Annotated in this window: 11 protein-coding genes, 2 tRNA genes and 3 rRNA genes; 4 read left to right on the top strand and 12 right to left on the bottom strand. The window is 61.5% G+C overall.

Going from position 1 to position 15,989, the window contains the following annotated elements:
- Genes mreD through CA260_RS02310 form a run of 3 tightly spaced genes read right to left on the bottom strand, consistent with a single transcriptional unit; the run spans position 1 to position 2,545 of the window.
- Complete coding sequence (mreD, locus tag CA260_RS02320; RefSeq protein ID WP_111980839.1) at positions 1–489, bottom strand: rod shape-determining protein MreD; 489 nt, start codon at positions 487–489, stop codon at positions 1–3.
- Positions 486–1,472 (bottom strand): rod shape-determining protein MreC, encoded by a 987-nt coding sequence (gene mreC, locus CA260_RS02315; protein WP_111980838.1) that lies wholly within the window; start codon positions 1,470–1,472, stop codon positions 486–488. Before mreC ends, mreD begins: the two co-directional genes overlap by 4 nt.
- Positions 1,473–1,498: 26 nt before the next feature.
- Positions 1,499–2,545 carry a rod shape-determining protein gene (locus CA260_RS02310; protein WP_111980837.1) on the bottom strand — a complete coding sequence of 349 codons (1,047 nt, stop codon included), beginning with the start codon at positions 2,543–2,545 and terminating at the stop codon, positions 1,499–1,501.
- A 262-nt stretch (positions 2,546–2,807) separates the two neighbouring features.
- Between CA260_RS02310 and CA260_RS02300 the strand changes: the two genes are divergently transcribed.
- Positions 2,808–3,743 carry a carbohydrate kinase family protein gene (locus CA260_RS02300; protein WP_111980835.1) on the top strand — a complete coding sequence of 312 codons (936 nt, stop codon included), beginning with the start codon at positions 2,808–2,810 and terminating at the stop codon, positions 3,741–3,743.
- A gap of 52 nt (positions 3,744–3,795) precedes the next feature.
- Here the strand turns inward: CA260_RS02300 and glpK are convergent, their stop codons facing one another.
- The 9 genes from glpK to CA260_RS02255 all read right to left on the bottom strand — a co-directional run bounded on the left by glpK (position 3,796) and on the right by CA260_RS02255 (position 13,290).
- Positions 3,796–5,295, bottom strand: a complete 1,500-nt coding sequence (gene glpK / locus CA260_RS02295) for a glycerol kinase GlpK (protein WP_111980834.1) — start codon at positions 5,293–5,295, stop codon at positions 3,796–3,798.
- Between the two features lie 83 nt (positions 5,296–5,378).
- Positions 5,379–5,939 carry a TIGR00645 family protein gene (locus CA260_RS02290; protein ID WP_111980833.1) on the bottom strand — a complete coding sequence of 187 codons (561 nt, stop codon included), beginning with the start codon at positions 5,937–5,939 and terminating at the stop codon, positions 5,379–5,381.
- 811 nt (positions 5,940–6,750) lie between these two features.
- A 5S ribosomal RNA gene (gene rrf, locus CA260_RS02285) occupies positions 6,751–6,863 on the bottom strand.
- Positions 6,864–7,041: 178 nt separating this feature from the next.
- A 23S ribosomal RNA gene (locus CA260_RS02280) occupies positions 7,042–9,920 on the bottom strand.
- 201 nt (positions 9,921–10,121) lie between these two features.
- A tRNA-Ala gene (locus CA260_RS02275) sits at positions 10,122–10,197 on the bottom strand.
- 64 nt (positions 10,198–10,261) lie between these two features.
- A tRNA-Ile gene (locus tag CA260_RS02270) sits at positions 10,262–10,338 on the bottom strand.
- 147 nt (positions 10,339–10,485) lie between these two features.
- A 16S ribosomal RNA gene (locus CA260_RS02265) occupies positions 10,486–12,030 on the bottom strand.
- The 16S, 23S and 5S rRNA genes sit together here with 2 tRNA genes alongside, the layout of an rRNA operon.
- A 733-nt stretch (positions 12,031–12,763) precedes the next feature.
- Entirely contained in the window at positions 12,764–12,973 is a 210-nt protein-coding gene (locus tag CA260_RS02260; protein ID WP_111980832.1) for a hypothetical protein, read from the bottom strand.
- A 119-nt stretch (positions 12,974–13,092) separates the two neighbouring features.
- Positions 13,093–13,290, bottom strand: coding sequence for a rubredoxin (locus tag CA260_RS02255; RefSeq protein WP_111980831.1), 198 nt, complete (start codon positions 13,288–13,290; stop codon positions 13,093–13,095).
- Positions 13,291–13,385: 95 nt separating this feature from the next.
- On the opposite strand from CA260_RS02255, the gene thiE reads away from it, so the two are divergent.
- Genes thiE through CA260_RS02240 form a run of 3 tightly spaced genes read left to right on the top strand, consistent with a single transcriptional unit; the run spans position 13,386 to position 15,914 of the window.
- A complete protein-coding gene (gene thiE / locus CA260_RS02250) occupies positions 13,386–14,009 on the top strand; it encodes a thiamine phosphate synthase (RefSeq protein ID WP_111980830.1) in 624 nt (207 codons plus the stop codon).
- Positions 14,010–14,017: 8 nt separating this feature from the next.
- A complete protein-coding gene (gene hemL / locus CA260_RS02245) occupies positions 14,018–15,304 on the top strand; it encodes a glutamate-1-semialdehyde 2,1-aminomutase (RefSeq protein WP_111980829.1) in 1,287 nt (428 codons plus the stop codon).
- 4 nt (positions 15,305–15,308) lie between these two features.
- A complete protein-coding gene (locus tag CA260_RS02240; protein WP_111980828.1) occupies positions 15,309–15,914 on the top strand; it encodes an HAD family hydrolase in 606 nt (201 codons plus the stop codon).
- Positions 15,915–15,989 lie beyond the last annotated feature (75 nt).

Here is a 15,989-nt window from a genome sequence, read left to right as displayed (position 1 = left end):
CTACTGGATGCGCAGGCGCATGCGCAGGTCGTCCATGAGCAGGAACAGGAACGGCCACAGCGCCGCGCCGACGAACGGCGAAATCCACCAGCTCGCGGTCGGCAAGGCCTCGCCTGCAAACGTGCGCACGATCAGCAGCAGCACGCGGTCGTTGAGCAGCAACGCAAGCACGGCCAGCGTCTGCTGCCACATCGGGAAGAAGCGCAGGCGCGAGCGGAAACGCAGCGCGATGAATACCAGCGCGCACAGTCGCATGGCCTGCTCGCCCAGCAGCACGCCATCGAGCAGGTCCGCGCACAGGCCGATGCAGAAGGCCAGGCCCAGGTTGACGCGCTGGTCGCCCGATTCCAGCGCCCAGTACAGCAGGAACAGCGCCGGCCAGTACGGCTTGAACGGCTGCAGCGGCGCCGGCAGCGGCACCAGCATCGACATCAGCGCGAACAGCAGCGAGCCGGCGAACCACAGCCATTGGATGCGTTGCTTGTTCATGGCTGCGCCGCTCCCGTGCTGGCAGCCGGTGCGACCGCAGCACGCGGCGTCGACGGCGGCGGCGCCGTGCTGGCGGAGGGCGCGGGCGCAAGATCCGCCGGCGGCCCGGCCGGCGTTACCGGTTCCGGCGGACCCACGGGTTCGGCCAAGTCATGCAGCAACAGCACGTCCTCGCTGCGATCCAGGTCGGCCGTAGGGCGCGCCTTTCCTTCGAGGAACATGCCCGAAGCCGCGGGTTCCACGCTGCGGATCTCGCCCACCGGAAAGCCCGGCGGAAACCGGCCACCAAGGCCCGAAGTAAGCAGCTTGTCGCCGGGATGCACATCGGCGGCCATGGAAATATTCGGCAGGCTCAGCAGGGCGCCATCGCGCGAGCCATAGGCCACCGTGCGCAAGCCGGTACGCTCGATCACCACCGGAATCGCATGATCGGGATCGGTCACCAGCATCACCAGCGAACTGCGCGGCATCACTTCCACCACCTGCCCGATCACACCGTGCGCATCAATCACGACCTGGCCCTTCTTCACGCCGTCATGCGAGCCCACGTTCACCAGCATGCGCTGGCGCGACGCACCCAGGTCCACGTCGATCACGCGGGCCAGCTGCACGTTGAGTTCCAGGCTGTGCTGGGTATCCAGCAGTTCCTTCAGGCGCTGGTTCTGCTCGGCCACCGCGGCCATGCGATTGAGCTTGGCGTTGGCCAGCAGCAGGTCTTCACGCAGGCGCTGGTTCTGCTCGGTGAGCAGCTTGCGATCGGAGAAGGCGACGCTGGCAGCGCGCATGCCGGCAGCGGGCAGGCTGGCCAGCCGGTACACCGGTTCGACCAGCACCGAGGTGGTGTAGCGCAGGCGCCAGATCCAGCCATTGCGATGGTCGAGCACCATCAGCACCATGGCCAGCGCGAGATAGAAGATGAGCCTGAGCGTTCCGGCAACGGTGCCGGCAAACAGGGGCGAGGATTCCTCGCGCGCAAGCGCCATGGTCTACCCGGCCCCTGTCGTAACGGTTATTCGGGAGCGAAGAAGTCGCTGCCATGCTGGTCGATCAGCTCCAGCGCCTTGCCGCCACCACGGGCGACGCAGGTCAGCGGCTCATCGGCCACCTGCACGTGCAGGCCGGTTTCCTCGGAAATGAGACGGTCCAGGTCGCGCAGCAGCGCGCCGCCACCGGTGAGCACGATGCCGCGCTCGGCCACGTCGGAGCACAGCTCCGGCGGGGTCTGCTCCAGCGCCGACTTCACCGCCGCCACGATGCCCGACAGCGGCTCGTGCAGGGCTTCCAGCACTTCGTTGGAGTTGATGGTGAACATGCGCGGCACGCCCTCGGCCAGGTTACGGCCCGAGATCTCGATTTCCTTCACGTTCGCCTGCGGAAACGCGCAGCCGATTTCCAGCTTGATGCGCTCGGCGGTGGATTCACCGATCAGCGTGCCGTGGTTGCGGCGCACGTAATTGATGATGGCCTCGTCGAAGCGGTCGCCGCCCACGCGCACGGACTGCGAGTAGACGATGCCGTTGAGCGAGATCACCGCCACTTCGGAGGTGCCGCCGCCGATGTCCAGCACCATCGAACCGCGCGCCTCGTGCACCGGGATGCCGGCGCCGATCGCGGCGGCCATCGGCTCTTCGATCAGGAACACGTCGCGGGCACCGGCGCCTTCGGCCGATTCCTTGATGGCGCGGCGCTCCACCTGGGTGGAACCGCAGGGCACGCAGACCAGTACGCGCGGGCTGGGGCGCAGCATGCGCGACTTGTGCACCTGCTTGATGAAGTGCTGCAGCATCGCCTCGGTCATGGAGAAGTTGGCGATCACGCCGTCCTTCATCGGACGCACCGTGGCGATGTTGCCCGGGGTGCGGCCCAGCATCTTCTTGGCATCACTGCCCACCGCGGCCACGGCGCGCGGGCCACCCGGGCCACGGTCCTGACGGATCGCCACCACCGACGGTTCATTCAAGACGATGCCCTGGCCACGCACGTAGATCAGCGTATTGGCGGTGCCGAGATCGATGGAGATGTCGTTGGAGAAAAAGCCGCGAAACTTCTTGAACATGGGTCCGCCGTGGGCCGGCTGTGGCTAAAAAGTAAGCGCGCCAGTCTAGTCAGCAAACCCCCTGATCGCAAGGACAATCTCGTTAAGAAAGCCTTTGGAGACGCGATGATATGCGCGTTTTCGGAGGTTGCCCCGCTGGTCCTGTGGCAGGATGAAAGTCGCGATCCGGTCCTTATGCCGGTACAATCTGGAACTTTGAGCCAGGCCGGCGCGTGAGCCGCCCGGCATCTTCGTTCCATCTGCCAGGAAATCGTCTCGCGCCATGTCTGCCGTCATCTGCGGATCGCTCGCCTACGACACCATCATGGTGTTCCAGGACCAGTTCAAGAACCACATCCTTCCGGACCAGGTCCACATCCTGAACGTGTCGTTCCTGGTGCCGCGGATGCGCCGCGAATTCGGCGGCTGCGCCGGCAACATCGCGTACAACCTCAAGCTGCTGGGCGCCGACCCGCTGCCGGTCGCCACGGTGGGCCAGGACTTCGGCCCGTACCGCGCGCACATGGAAAAGTGCGGCATCCGCCTGGACTACGTACGTGAGTTCGAAGACCAGTTCACGCCGCAGTGCTTCATCACCACCGACCTGGACAACAACCAGATCACCGCCTTCCACCCGGGTGCGATGCTCAGCGCGCACACGAACCACGTGCGCGACATCCCGACGATCAGCTTCGCCATCGTGGCGCCAGACAGCCGCGACGCCATGCTGCAGCATGTCGATGAATTCGCCGCGCGCGGCGTGCCTTTCATCTTCGATCCGGGCCAGGCCATGCCGCTGTTCGACGGCGCGGAGTTCCGCGCGATGATCGAAAAGTCGACCTACGTGATCGTCAACGACTACGAGTCGCAGCTGCTGCAGCAGCGCACCGGCTGGAGCGCGCAGGACATCGCCTCGCGTGTGAAGGCCTACATCGTGACGCAGGGCCCGCGCGGCTCGCACATCCACACCGACGGCACCACGCATGAGATCCCGGCCGCCCGCGAACGCCAGGTGGTCGACCCCACCGGTTGCGGCGACGCTTATCGCGCCGGCCTGATCTTCGGCATCATGAAGGGCAAGGACTGGCCGACCATCGGCCGCATGGCCTCGCTGATGGGCGCGCTGAAGGTAGAGCATCCGGGCACGCAGAACCAGCGCTTCGATTACGCGCAGTTCGCCGCGGAGTTCAAGGAACAGTTCGGCTATTCGATCGACTGATCGACGCCGTTGTGCGCATCGAAAGGCCTCCCCACCGGGAGGCCTTTTGTTTTCAGTCGACGCGAAAACCCATGGTGGCGTTCACGGCATCCTGCCAGCCGCGATAGAGCCTGTCCCGCTCGTTCGCCGGCATGACCGGCGCAAAGCGGCGATCCACCTGCCACAGCGCGGCGATCTCGTCGCAGTCGCGCCAGAAACCTACCGCGAGTCCCGCGAGATACGCGGCGCCGAGCGCGGTGGTTTCCTGCACGCGAGGGCGCAGCACCGGCACGCCCAGCATGTCGCTCTGGAACTGCGCCATGAAGTCATTCGCGATGGCGCCGCCGTCCGCACGCAACTCGGTGAGCGCGATGCCTGCATCCGCTTCCATCGCCGTAAGCACGTCGCGCGATTGATAAGCCATCGATTCCAGCGCGGCACGCACGAAATGCTCCTTGCTGGTGCCACGACTGAGGCCAAACACGGCACCGCGCACGTCGCTGCGCCAATAGGGCGCGCCGAGGCCGACAAATGCCGGCACCATATAGACGCCGTCGCTCGATGCCACGCGTTCCGCGTAGGCCTGCGAATCGCTGGCCTTGCCCAGCATGCGCAGGCCATCGCGCAACCATTGGATCACCGAGCCCGCCACGAAGATGCTTCCCTCCAGCGCGTAGTCGACGCGATCACCGATCTGCCAGGCAATGGTGGATAGCAGGCCATGCTTCGATGGCACCGCCTGTCCGCCCGTATGCATCAGCATGAAGCAGCCCGTGCCGTAGGTGTTCTTGGCCATGCCGGGTTCGAAGCACGCCTGGCCGAAGAGCGCGGCCTGCTGGTCGCCCGCGACGCCGGCGATGGGCACGCTGGCGCCGAAGAACTGCGACGGTGCGGTCGTCGCATAGACCTCGCTGCTCGATCGAACCTCGGGAAGCATGGCGCGCGGGATGTTCAATGCATGCAGCAGATCGTCGTCCCAGCAACACCGATGGATGTCGTAGAGCAGCGTGCGTGCGGCGTTGGTCACATCGGTCACGTGCGCCGCGCCGCCGCTGAGATTCCAGATCAGCCAGCTGTCGATCGTGCCGAACAACAATTCCCCACGCTCGGCCCGCTCCTGAGCGCCATCCACGTGATCGAGAATCCAGCGCAATTTGGTCGCTGAAAAGTAGGCGTCGACCAGCAGACCGGTACGTTCCCGCACCAGGGGCTCGACACCTTCACGCTTCAACCGTTCGCAGATCTCCATGCTCTGGCGCGATTGCCAGACGATCGCGTTGTATACGGGCTGTCCTGTCGCACGATCCCACACCACCGTCGTCTCGCGCTGGTTGGTGATGCCGATCGCGGCGACATCAGCAAGCTCGACCTGCGCGTTGGCCAGCAGTTCGGTCACGGTGACCAGCACGCTGGTGAGAATTTCGCGCGGGTTGTGTTCCACCCAGCCGGGTTGCGGAAAGATCTGCGCAAACTCACGTTGCGCGCTGCCCGCCACGGCACCCGTTCGATCGAACAGGATCGCGCGGGAACTGGTCGTGCCCTGGTCGAGGGCCAGGATGAAACGCTTGTCCACGCGACCGGCTCCTTCGTCGACAGAGGGCCCAAGCGTAGCAACAAGCGACGATCCGGATCGATGTCCGTTCGTCGCTTGGCGTATCAGTGCGCCTCGCCCTTTGCGCCGGGCTGCATGATCCGGTCGATATAGGCCAGGGCCAGCGCGGAAACCACGAATGCCAGGTGCAGCAGCACCTGCCACATGATCGTCTGCGGGTTGAGCGTGTTGGCCTTGATGAAGGTCGCGAGCAGATGGATCGACGAGATACCGATGATCGCCATGGCCAACTTTACCTTCAGCACCGTGGCGTTCACGTGCGACAACCATTCCGGCTGGTCGGGGTGCCCCTCGAGCTTCAGTCGCGACACGAAGGTTTCGTAGCCACCGACGATCACCATCACCAGCAGATTCGAAATCATCACCACATCGATCAGGCCCAGCACCGTGAGCATGATCGTGGTCTCGGCACTTTCCGCCGTCACGCCATCACCAAGATGGCCGAACAGCGTGGCATCGACCAGGTGCCACAACTCGCGCACGAACTGCACGACATAGATGGCCTGGGCCACGATCAGCCCCAGGTACAGCGGCAACTGCAGCCAGCGCGAAGAGAAGATGAGATAGGGCAGCGGACCGAGGCGGCTCTTCGAAGGAGTCGTCATATGCATCACAACAGCAGAAAATGATCGCCGATCATCGCAAATTCTTGCGCGCGAATCGATGACCACGCATGCGGTAATTCAGGCCAGAGCAAGCGCCGACTGGCGTTCCGCGAGCTTGCATCAAGCCCAGTGCGCAACGCTCCCCCAGTGTGATGCGGCCTACGCCCAGGCCTAGTCGACATTCGCCACGTCCCCGGAGGTCGAACGCACAACGGCAACCTCGACGTGATCGAGCGCTACCCAGCACATGTCGTTTTTTGCGCGCGCTGCTCTACCCAAGCCGCATAGCGCTCACTGTAGGAGCGCACCCAGTGCACGGTACATCTCGCCGAGAGCGTTGAGGGTGCACGCTCCACGGATCTTCTCCTCCGCCGCGTCGTAGATGACGCATTGCTGGATTGTGAGAACAGATCCCGGACACGAGCGGCGGTTGCCGCGCGGAGTGCAGACGGACGTGCTTGCTGCGACCGCGCTCGGTGATCACACCCTCACGCCTTCGCAGCGGATCGTAGCGTTTGGCGGCGCATCGCCCTGGCCCATCGCGCGTTTCTGCCGAGCGTTGACCACGCCACAGGTGCACTCCGGCAACCACCGCATGGCATCTGCAGGATGCGCACCCTGTGCGCGATAAACCTCGCGGCCAGGCTGACACGTGATGGTTCACCGCGGCTGTGCGTCGACGTGCGATGTCTGTGCCGTGCACGTGCCTGGCGATCGGTTTCCGCACGACCGTGGCGCCGATGGTCGCTGCTTTTCCTTTCGCGCAAAGACAAACGCCTTCCCGGGTGGGAAGGCGTTTGAGGGATAAAGCCCCTGGCGGTGACCTACTCTTGCATGAGGATTCACACTACCATCGGCGCAGCTGCGTTTCACTTCCGAGTTCGGGATGGGATCGGGTGGGACCACAGCGCTATAGCCGCCAGGGAAAGGGTGGGAACAGCGCAGTGATGCGCCAGTTCCGCAAAGGGGTAAACGAGTGACAAGCGTCTGGTGAAATTCTTTCGAGATGGTTCGTTGAAGCGTGCTTTTCCTGAGGAGTGCAGCCAGGGATGGCTGCTTTCTGCGCAGGGAAAGCGCGTTAAACAAAGCGTCTTGGGGTTATATGGTCAAGCCGCACGGCTCATTAGTACGCGTAAGCTCAATGCATTGCTGCACTTCCACACCGCGCCTATCAACCACCTAGTCTTGATGGTGCCTTAAGGAGACTCGAAGTCTCGGGAGATCTCATCTTGAGGCGCGCTTCCCGCTTAGATGCTTTCAGCGGTTATCGCTTCCGTTCGTAGCTACCGGGCAATGCCATGGGCATGACAACCCGAACACCAGCGGAACGTCCACTCCGGTCCTCTCGTACTAGGAGCAGCCCCTCTCAAATCTCCAACGCCCACGACAGATAGGGACCGAACTGTCTCACGACGTTCTGAACCCAGCTCGCGTACCACTTTAAATGGCGAACAGCCATACCCTTGGGACCGGCTACAGCCCCAGGATGTGATGAGCCGACATCGAGGTGCCAAACACCGCCGTCGATATGAACTCTTGGGCGGTATCAGCCTGTTATCCCCGGAGTACCTTTTATCCGTTGAGCGATGGCCCTTCCATACAGAACCACCGGATCACTAAGACCTACTTTCGTACCTGCTTGATCCGTCGATCTCGCAGTCAAGCACGCTTATGCCTTTGCACACAGTGCGCGATGTCCGACCGCGCTGAGCGTACCTTCGTGCTCCTCCGTTACTCTTTGGGAGGAGACCGCCCCAGTCAAACTACCCACCACACACGGTCCCTGATCCGGATTACGGACCTAGGTTAGAACGTCAAGCACTTCAGGGTGGTATTTCAAGGATGGCTCCACCGAAACTAGCGTCTCGGTTTCATAGCCTCCCACCTATCCTACACAGAAGAACTCAACGTTCAGTGTGAAGCTGTAGTAAAGGTTCACGGGGTCTTTCCGTCTTGCCGCGGGAACGCTGCATCTTCACAGCGATTTCAATTTCACTGAGTCTCGGGTGGAGACAGCGCCGCTGTCGTTACGCCATTCGTGCAGGTCGGAACTTACCCGACAAGGAATTTCGCTACCTTAGGACCGTTATAGTTACGGCCGCCGTTTACTGGGGCTTCGATCAAGAGCTTCGCCTTGCGGCTGACCCCATCAATTAACCTTCCAGCACCGGGCAGGCGTCACACCCTATACGTCCACTTTCGTGTTTGCAGAGTGCTGTGTTTTTGATAAACAGTCGCAGCGGCCAGGTTACTGCGACCCTCTAACGCTCAGTCACGCACGTGACCACGTCGGAGGGCGCACCTTCTCCCGAAGTTACGGTGCCATTTTGCCTAGTTCCTTCACCCGAGTTCTCTCAAGCGCCTTGGGATTCTCACCCTGCCTACCAGTGTCGGTTTACGGTACGGTTTCTCTGTAGCTGAAGCTTAGTGGCTTTTCCTGGAAGCGTAGTCTCAGTCACTTCGCCCAATAGGGCTCGTCTCGGTGCTCGGCATAAAGAGGGCCGGATTTGCCTAACCCTCATGCCTACCGCCTTTCCCCGGGACAACCAACGCCCGGTAGACCTAACTTTCTCCGTCCCCACATCGCACTACAGACAAGTGCTGGAATATTAACCAGCTTCCCATCGACTACGCATTTCTGCCTCGCCTTAGGGGCCGACTCACCCTGCGCCGATGAACGTTGCGCGAGGAAACCTTGGGCTTTCGGCGTGCGGGCTTTTCACCCGCATTATCGTTACTCATGTCAGCATTCGCACTTCCGATACCTCCAGCAGACTTCTCAATCCACCTTCACAGGCTTACGGAACGCTCCTCTACCGCGCACACATAGTGTGCACCCCGAGCTTCGGTGTAGTGCTTAGCCCCGTTAAATCTTCCGCGCAGACCGACTCGACCAGTGAGCTATTACGCTTTCTTTAAAGGGTGGCTGCTTCTAAGCCAACCTCCTGGCTGTCTATGCCTTTCCACATCGTTTTCCACTTAGCACTAACTTTGGGACCTTAGCTGCGGGTCTGGGTTGTTTCCCTTTTCACGACGGACGTTAGCACCCGCCGTGTGTCTCCCGTACATTCTGTCCTGGTATTCGGAGTTTGCCATGGTTTACTAAGCCGCGATGGCCCGCTAGCCATAACAGTGCTCTACCCCCAGGAAGATTCATACGAGGCGCTACCTAAATAGCTTTCGAGGAGAACCAGCTATCTCCGAGTTTGTTTAGCCTTTCACTCCTATCCACAGCTCATCCCCATCTATTGCAACAGATGTGGGTTCGGTCCTCCAGTGCGTGTTACCGCACCTTCAACCTGGCCATGGATAGATCACTCGGTTTCGGGTCTACTGCCAGAGACTATGCGCCCTATTCAGACTCGGTTTCCCTTCGCCTCCCCTATACGGTTAAGCTTGCCACTGACAGTAAGTCGCTGACCCATTATACAAAAGGTACGCAGTCACCCTTGCGGGCTTCCACTGCTTGTACGTATACGGTTTCAGGGTCTATTTCACTCCCCTCTCCGGGGTTCTTTTCGCCTTTCCCTCACGGTACTTGTTCGCTATCGGTCGGTCAGGAGTATTTAGCCTTGGAGGATGGTCCCCCCATGTTCAGACAGGGTTTCTCGTGCCCCGCCTTACTCAATTTCATTCCTAATGCCCTTTCGCCTACGGGGCTATCACCCGCTATGGCCGGCCTTTCCAAACCGTTCGGCTAAAACACTAGAAACTTTTGGGCTAGTCCGCGTTCGCTCGTCGCTACTGACGGAATCTCGGTTGATTTCTTTTCCTCCGGGTACTTAGATATTTCAGTTCCCCGGGTTCGCTTCGTTGAGCTATGTATTCACTCAACGATACTGCTTACGCAGTGGGTTTCCCCATTCGGACATTGCCGGATCAAAGCTTGTTGCCAGCTCCCCGACACTTTTCGCAGGCTGCCACGTCCTTCATCGCCTCTGACCGCCAAGGCATCCACCGTATACGCTTGGTCGCTTGACCATATAACCCCAAGTCGCCTCGGGATGATATTTCCAAACAACGCGTTCGCTTAATTGCCTCAACGACACATCTCGGTTCGGTTTCGAACCAAAACGCTTGTCACTCGTTTACATTTTCAAAGAACACAAGAACGGCCACAGTGCCGCCTCGTTTCTAAATCTTTATGTGTGCGCTGCCTTCATTTCACGTCGTGTCACCAAATGGTGGAGCCAGTCAGGATCGAACTGACGACCCCCTGCTTGCAAAGCAGGTGCTCTCCCAGCTGAGCTATGGCCCCAGGGCTTGGTGAAAAGTCCGACCAGGGATGGTCGGGCTCTTGCCGATGGATCGGCGTCCGGTGATGGTGGGTCTGGGAGGACTCGAACCACCGGCCTCACCCTTATCAGGGGTGCGCTCTAACCACCTGAGCTACAGACCCGGGAGCATATGTCCAGGCCGCCGTCCTGGCGGCCCGCTTCGTTGAAGCGTGACCGAATCCCAGACCGTGGCGGCGCGGATGTCGCGTGAAAATTGAAGTGCAGGTGTCTTGTGTGGACGTCTTGCGGGGAGAAAGATGTCGATCTCGAAAGGAGGTGATCCAGCCGCACCTTCCGATACGGCTACCTTGTTACGACTTCACCCCAGTCATGAACCACTCCGTGGTCGTCGTCCCCCTTGCGGTTAGACTAACGGCTTCTGGAGCAACTCACTCCCATGGTGTGACGGGCGGTGTGTACAAGGCCCGGGAACGTATTCACCGCAGCATAGCTGATCTGCGATTACTAGCGATTCCGACTTCACGAAGTCGAGTTGCAGACTTCGATCCGGACTGGGATCGGCTTTCTGGGATTGGCTCCACCTCGCGGTATTGCAACCCTCTGTACCGACCATTGTAGTACGTGTGTAGCCCTGGCCGTAAGGGCCATGATGACTTGACGTCATCCCCACCTTCCTCCGGTTTGTCACCGGCAGTCTCCTTAGAGTTCCCACCATTACGTGCTGGCAACTAAGGACAAGGGTTGCGCTCGTTGCGGGACTTAACCCAACATCTCACGACACGAGCTGACGACAGCCATGCAGCACCTGTGTTCTGATTCCCGAAGGCACTCCCGCATCTCTGCAGGATTCCAGACATGTCAAGGCCAGGTAAGGTTCTTCGCGTTGCATCGAATTAAACCACATACTCCACCGCTTGTGCGGGCCCCCGTCAATTCCTTTGAGTTTCAGTCTTGCGACCGTACTCCCCAGGCGGCGAACTTAACGCGTTAGCTTCGACACTGATCTCCGAGTTGAGACCAACATCCAGTTCGCATCGTTTAGGGCGTGGACTACCAGGGTATCTAATCCTGTTTGCTCCCCACGCTTTCGTGCCTCAGCGTCAGTGTTGATCCAGATGGCCGCCTTCGCCACTGATGTTCCTCCCGATCTCTACGCATTTCACCGCTACACCGGGAATTCCACCATCCTCTATCACACTCTAGCGACCCAGTATCCATTGCCATTCCCAGGTTGAGCCCGGGGATTTCACAACAGACTTAAGTCACCGCCTACGCACGCTTTACGCCCAGTAATTCCGATTAACGCTTGCACCCTTCGTATTACCGCGGCTGCTGGCACGAAGTTAGCCGGTGCTTATTCCTCAGGTACCGTCAGCTCCACCGGGTATTAACCAATGGCATTTCGCTCCTGATAAAAGTGCTTTACAACCCGAAGGCCTTCTTCACACACGCGGCATTGCTGGATCAGGCTTGCGCCCATTGTCCAATATTCCCCACTGCTGCCTCCCGTAGGAGTCTGGACCGTGTCTCAGTTCCAGTGTGGCTGATCATCCTCTCAGACCAGCTAGCGATCGTCGCCTTGGTAGGCCATTACCCTACCAACTAGCTAATCGCACATCGGTTCGTCCAACCGCGCGAGGTCTTGCGATCCCCCGCTTTCTCCCATAGGACGTATGCGGTATTAGCGTAAGTTTCCCTACGTTATCCCCCACGTTTGGGTAGATCCCGATGCATTACTCACCCGTCCGCCACTCGCCACCCATAGAGCAAGCTCTACTGTGCTGCCGTTCGACTTGCATGTGTTAGGCATGCCGCCAGCGTTCAATCTGAGCCAGGATCAAACTCTTCACTTAAGTTTTCGATCAACCGAAGCTGATCTATCTTTCTGAAGCGTATGTCCTAACCATAAACGTCAAGCTTTTGAATTGACTCTTAGGTTAGACGCTTGCATATGTTTGACATTCAGTCATCCACCGCAAGGCGCCCACACAAGTCACCTGCGCACACTGTCAAAGATCTCAATCACTTGCGGGCCGTTGCCGTTACCGCGTTGGAACATTTCGTTCCGAGTGAGCCGCTCATCTTACATCGTTTTTCCTGTCCGTCAACACCGCTAGCGAAAAAATTTTGCTATTGGGTTTTGGGAGGAACCCCGCATCGGAGAGCGTCTCGACGGGGGAGGAAAATAATAGCGCCCCTGTGAAACTCTGTGAAGGGGTGCGAGCGAACTTTTTTTCACTGCGATGACATTGCGAGTCGTCATTACGCTCGCCGGGGCCTGTCTGTAGGCGTTTGTGGAGAAGCGGCAGCCTGCGTTCTTGTTGCCGCTTCTTAGTTGCGGCGGCCACGTGCGATTCGTGCGCGGTGCGGCTACACGGTCACCGCCTCTCCACGGCGTTCACCATGAACGACGCCAGCCCGGTGTGCGGTCGCTGCGACGCGCACCGGGCCAGCTTGCCGCTTCCGTATTTCCTGATGGCTACCGCGACCGGGTTGCGGATAGAGCGCGCCTATCCGAGGCGCGAGCCGCGGGAAGGAAGCGGACTCGACACCTTCGCCCGGCTATCCCAGCCCACAGGCAACGCCCTACGTATGGGAACTTACTGCGGGTGCCGTTGCGAACAACGTGGTCGCGGTGGGTGATGCGCTCGCCATCGTGGCGGCGGGGGCGTCGCAGTGATTCGCGGCGGCCAGGTCGTGCCGGCAGGGGACGCCGACGTGGTAGGGAACGAGCATGTCGGGACGGAGATTTTCCAGGGCGTCCCAATCGTCTTCGAACGGAATGAACTGCTGCACGGTGCTGCTCCTGCGTGGTTGCGCGCCATCGTTTCCGGCTTGCAGGAGCTATCTAAGCAAACGGCCCGGTCCGTACGATGACGGAATCGGGCCGTTTGCGGGCAACGTGGTGAGCGAAATCAGTCGATTTCGATCATCTCGAAATCGTCCTTGGTCGCGCCGCAATCGGGGCACGTCCAGGTGTCGGGCACGTCCGCCCAGCGCGTGCCGGGCTCGATGCCTTCCTCGGGCAGGCCCAGCGCCTCGTCATAGATGAAGCCGCAGACGACACACATCCATTTGCGAAAGGTCCCGGTTTCGTTGGTGCTCTGATTCATCGCTGGACTGCTTGATATGGAGAATAAGAGGCGCATTCTCGCAACTCCCCCGCCGATGCGAAAGCGTATGGCCCCGTTTTTTCAGGACGTAACCGATGCACTCCCAACTTAAGGGCCGCGGCCTGTATGTGATCACCGACGGTCCGCGCCCGGACCTGTTCGAAGTGGTGGCGCTGGCCCTGGCCGGTGGCGCCCGCCTGCTGCAGTACCGCGACAAGACCACCGACCAGGCCCGCCGCCTCACCGAGGCGCGGGCGATCCGGGCGCTCTGCGCCGCCCGCAAGGTGCCGCTGATCGTCAACGACGACGTGCCGCTGGCCTTGGCCGCAGGCGCTGCGGGCGTGCACCTGGGCGAGGACGACGGCGATATCGCCGCGGCCCGCGCGGTGCTGGGGCCGGAAGCGATCATTGGCGTGTCCTGTTACGACTCCGCCGACCGCGCGCATCAACTGGCTGCGGCCGGGGCCGACTACCTCGCGTTCGGCGCCTTTTTTCCGTCGCCCACGAAGCCGCATGCCCGGCGGGCGTCATTCGATCTACTGCGACAGACCGCCGCGCTGGGATTGCCTCGGGTGGCGATCGGCGGCATCACGCCGGACAATGGCGGATCCCTGATCGATGCCGGCGCGGACTACCTGGCCGTGGTTTCGGCCGTATTCGGCGATCCGGACGTCCGCGGCGCCGCCGCGCGTTTCACCCAACTTTTCACGACGCATTGAGTGCCACGATGACCACCAACCATGAACTCTTCCAACGCGCGCAGCAGCTGATGCCCGGCGGCGTGAATTCGCCGGTGCGCGCCTTCAAGTCGGTGGGCGGCGAACCGTTCTTCACGGCACGTGCCGATGGCGCCTGTCTGTGGGACGTGGAAGGCAAGCGCTACATCGATTATGTGGGTTCGTGGGGCCCGATGATCGTGGGCCACAACCATCCGCAGGTGCGCGAGGCGGTAGAACGCGCGGTGAAGAACGGCCTCTCCTACGGCACGCCCTGCCCGGCCGAAGTGACCATGGCCGAGACGATCACGCGACTGATCCCGTCGATCGACATGGTGCGCATGGTCAATTCCGGCACCGAAGCGACCATGTCGGCGATTCGCCTGGCGCGCGGCGCGACGAATCGCAGCCTGATCGTGAAGTTCGAAGGGTGCTATCACGGCCATGGCGACAGCTTCCTGGTGAAGGCGGGCTCCGGTGCGCTCACGTTTGGCGTGCCGACGTCGCCGGGCGTGCCCAAGGCGAATGCCGATCTCACGCTGACCCTCGCCTACAACGACATCGATGCCGCCGTGCGCCTGTTCGACGAGCACGGCCACGACATCGCCGGCCTGATCATCGAGCCGGTGGCCGGCAACATGAACTGCATTCCGCCGAAGGACGGTTATCTGCAGGCTTTGCGCGAGCTGTGCACCAAGCATGGCGCGCTGCTGATCTTCGACGAGGTGATGACGGGTTTCCGTGTCGCCCTGGGCGGCGCGCAGGCGTACTACGGCGTGACGCCGGATCTCACCACCTTCGGCAAGATCATCGGCGGCGGCATGCCGGTGGGTGCTTATGGCGGTCGCCGCGACCTGATGCAGCAGATCGCGCCGGCCGGCCCGATCTACCAGGCGGGTACGCTCTCGGGCAATCCGGTGGCGATGGCTGCGGGCCTGGCCATGCTGGAACTGATCCAGGCGCCGGGCTTCTATGACCAGCTCGCCGCGCGCACGCGCCTGCTCACCGATGGCCTGCAGGCGATCGCGGACGGTGAAGGCATTCCCTTCAGCACGAATCGCGTGGGCGGCATGTTCGGGCTGTTCTTCACGGCCGGGAAAGTCGAGAGCTATGCGCAGGCGACCGCGGCGGATACGGCGATGTTCAACCGCTTCTTCCACGGCATGCTGGAGCGCGGCGTCTACCTCGCACCGTCGGCGTTCGAGGCCGGTTTCGTCTCGAGCGCGCACAGCGAGCAGGACGTTGCCGACACGCTGGAGGCGGCACGCGGCGCGATGAAGGCGGCGCGCGCGGGATAAGCCCGTGCTCCGCTGCGTGCTGTTCGACCTGGACGACGTGCTGGTCGACTACGATCGCTCGATCCGCGTCGGCCATCTCGCCCAGGCCATCGGCAGCACATCGGAAGCAGTTTGCGCGGCGATCTACGCATCAGGCATCGAGGACGCTGCGGACCGTGGCGCGCTCACGCCGCAGGCCTACCTCGATGCCCTGGGCGCGCAGCTGCAGCAACCGATCAGCGAGGAAAACTGGACCGCGGCGCGACGCGCGGCCACGCAGGTCCGCCCGGACGTGTTGGCGCTGGCGCATCGCGTTGCCCGGCGCGTCCCGATCGCCTTGCTCACCAACAATGGCGTGCTGATGGCGCGGCAACTGCCGGTGATCGCGCCGGCGCTGTTTCCCCTCTTTGCGGGACGTGCCTTTGCATCCGCCGAGTTCGGCGCCAGCAAGCCGGATCCTCAGGTCTATATCGCGTGCATCGAGCGGCTTGGCGTGTCGCCGGAAGCGACGCTGTTCATCGACGACAACGAAGCCAACGTAAAGGGCGCCCTGGATGCCGGCCTGCATGCACACCACTACCGTGACCTGACCGGCCTGCTCCGGGCGCTGGACTGGTTTGGCCTGCCCTGACTACAGGGTCGCCGCGACGACGCAGGTCACCGCAGCGGCGCTATGCTGGCGCCATCGCGTGTGAGGCCCGTACAC

The organism is Dyella jiangningensis (assembly GCF_003264855.1).
Taxonomy (GTDB): Bacteria; Pseudomonadota; Gammaproteobacteria; order Xanthomonadales; family Rhodanobacteraceae; genus Dyella; species Dyella jiangningensis_C.
The sequence above is the reverse complement of the archived record's forward strand: the minus strand, read 5'-3'. Positions and strand labels throughout refer to the sequence as shown.

What these genes read in the sequence shown, in the direction of transcription:
- mreC (WP_111980838.1), bottom strand. Translation starts at nt 1,472, where the DNA reads ATGGCGCTTGCGCGCGAGGAATCCTCGCCCCTGTTTGCCGGCACCGTT.
- hemL (WP_111980829.1), top strand. Translation starts at nt 14,018, where the DNA reads ATGACCACCAACCATGAACTCTTCCAACGCGCGCAGCAGCTGATGCCC.
- CA260_RS02290 (WP_111980833.1), bottom strand. Translation starts at nt 5,939, where the DNA reads ATGACGACTCCTTCGAAGAGCCGCCTCGGTCCGCTGCCCTATCTCATC.
- CA260_RS02300 (WP_111980835.1), top strand. Translation starts at nt 2,808, where the DNA reads ATGTCTGCCGTCATCTGCGGATCGCTCGCCTACGACACCATCATGGTG.
- CA260_RS02255 (WP_111980831.1), bottom strand. Translation starts at nt 13,290, where the DNA reads ATGAATCAGAGCACCAACGAAACCGGGACCTTTCGCAAATGGATGTGT.
- thiE (WP_111980830.1), top strand. Translation starts at nt 13,386, where the DNA reads ATGCACTCCCAACTTAAGGGCCGCGGCCTGTATGTGATCACCGACGGT.
- mreD (WP_111980839.1), bottom strand. Translation starts at nt 489, where the DNA reads ATGAACAAGCAACGCATCCAATGGCTGTGGTTCGCCGGCTCGCTGCTG.
- CA260_RS02310 (WP_111980837.1), bottom strand. Translation starts at nt 2,545, where the DNA reads ATGTTCAAGAAGTTTCGCGGCTTTTTCTCCAACGACATCTCCATCGAT.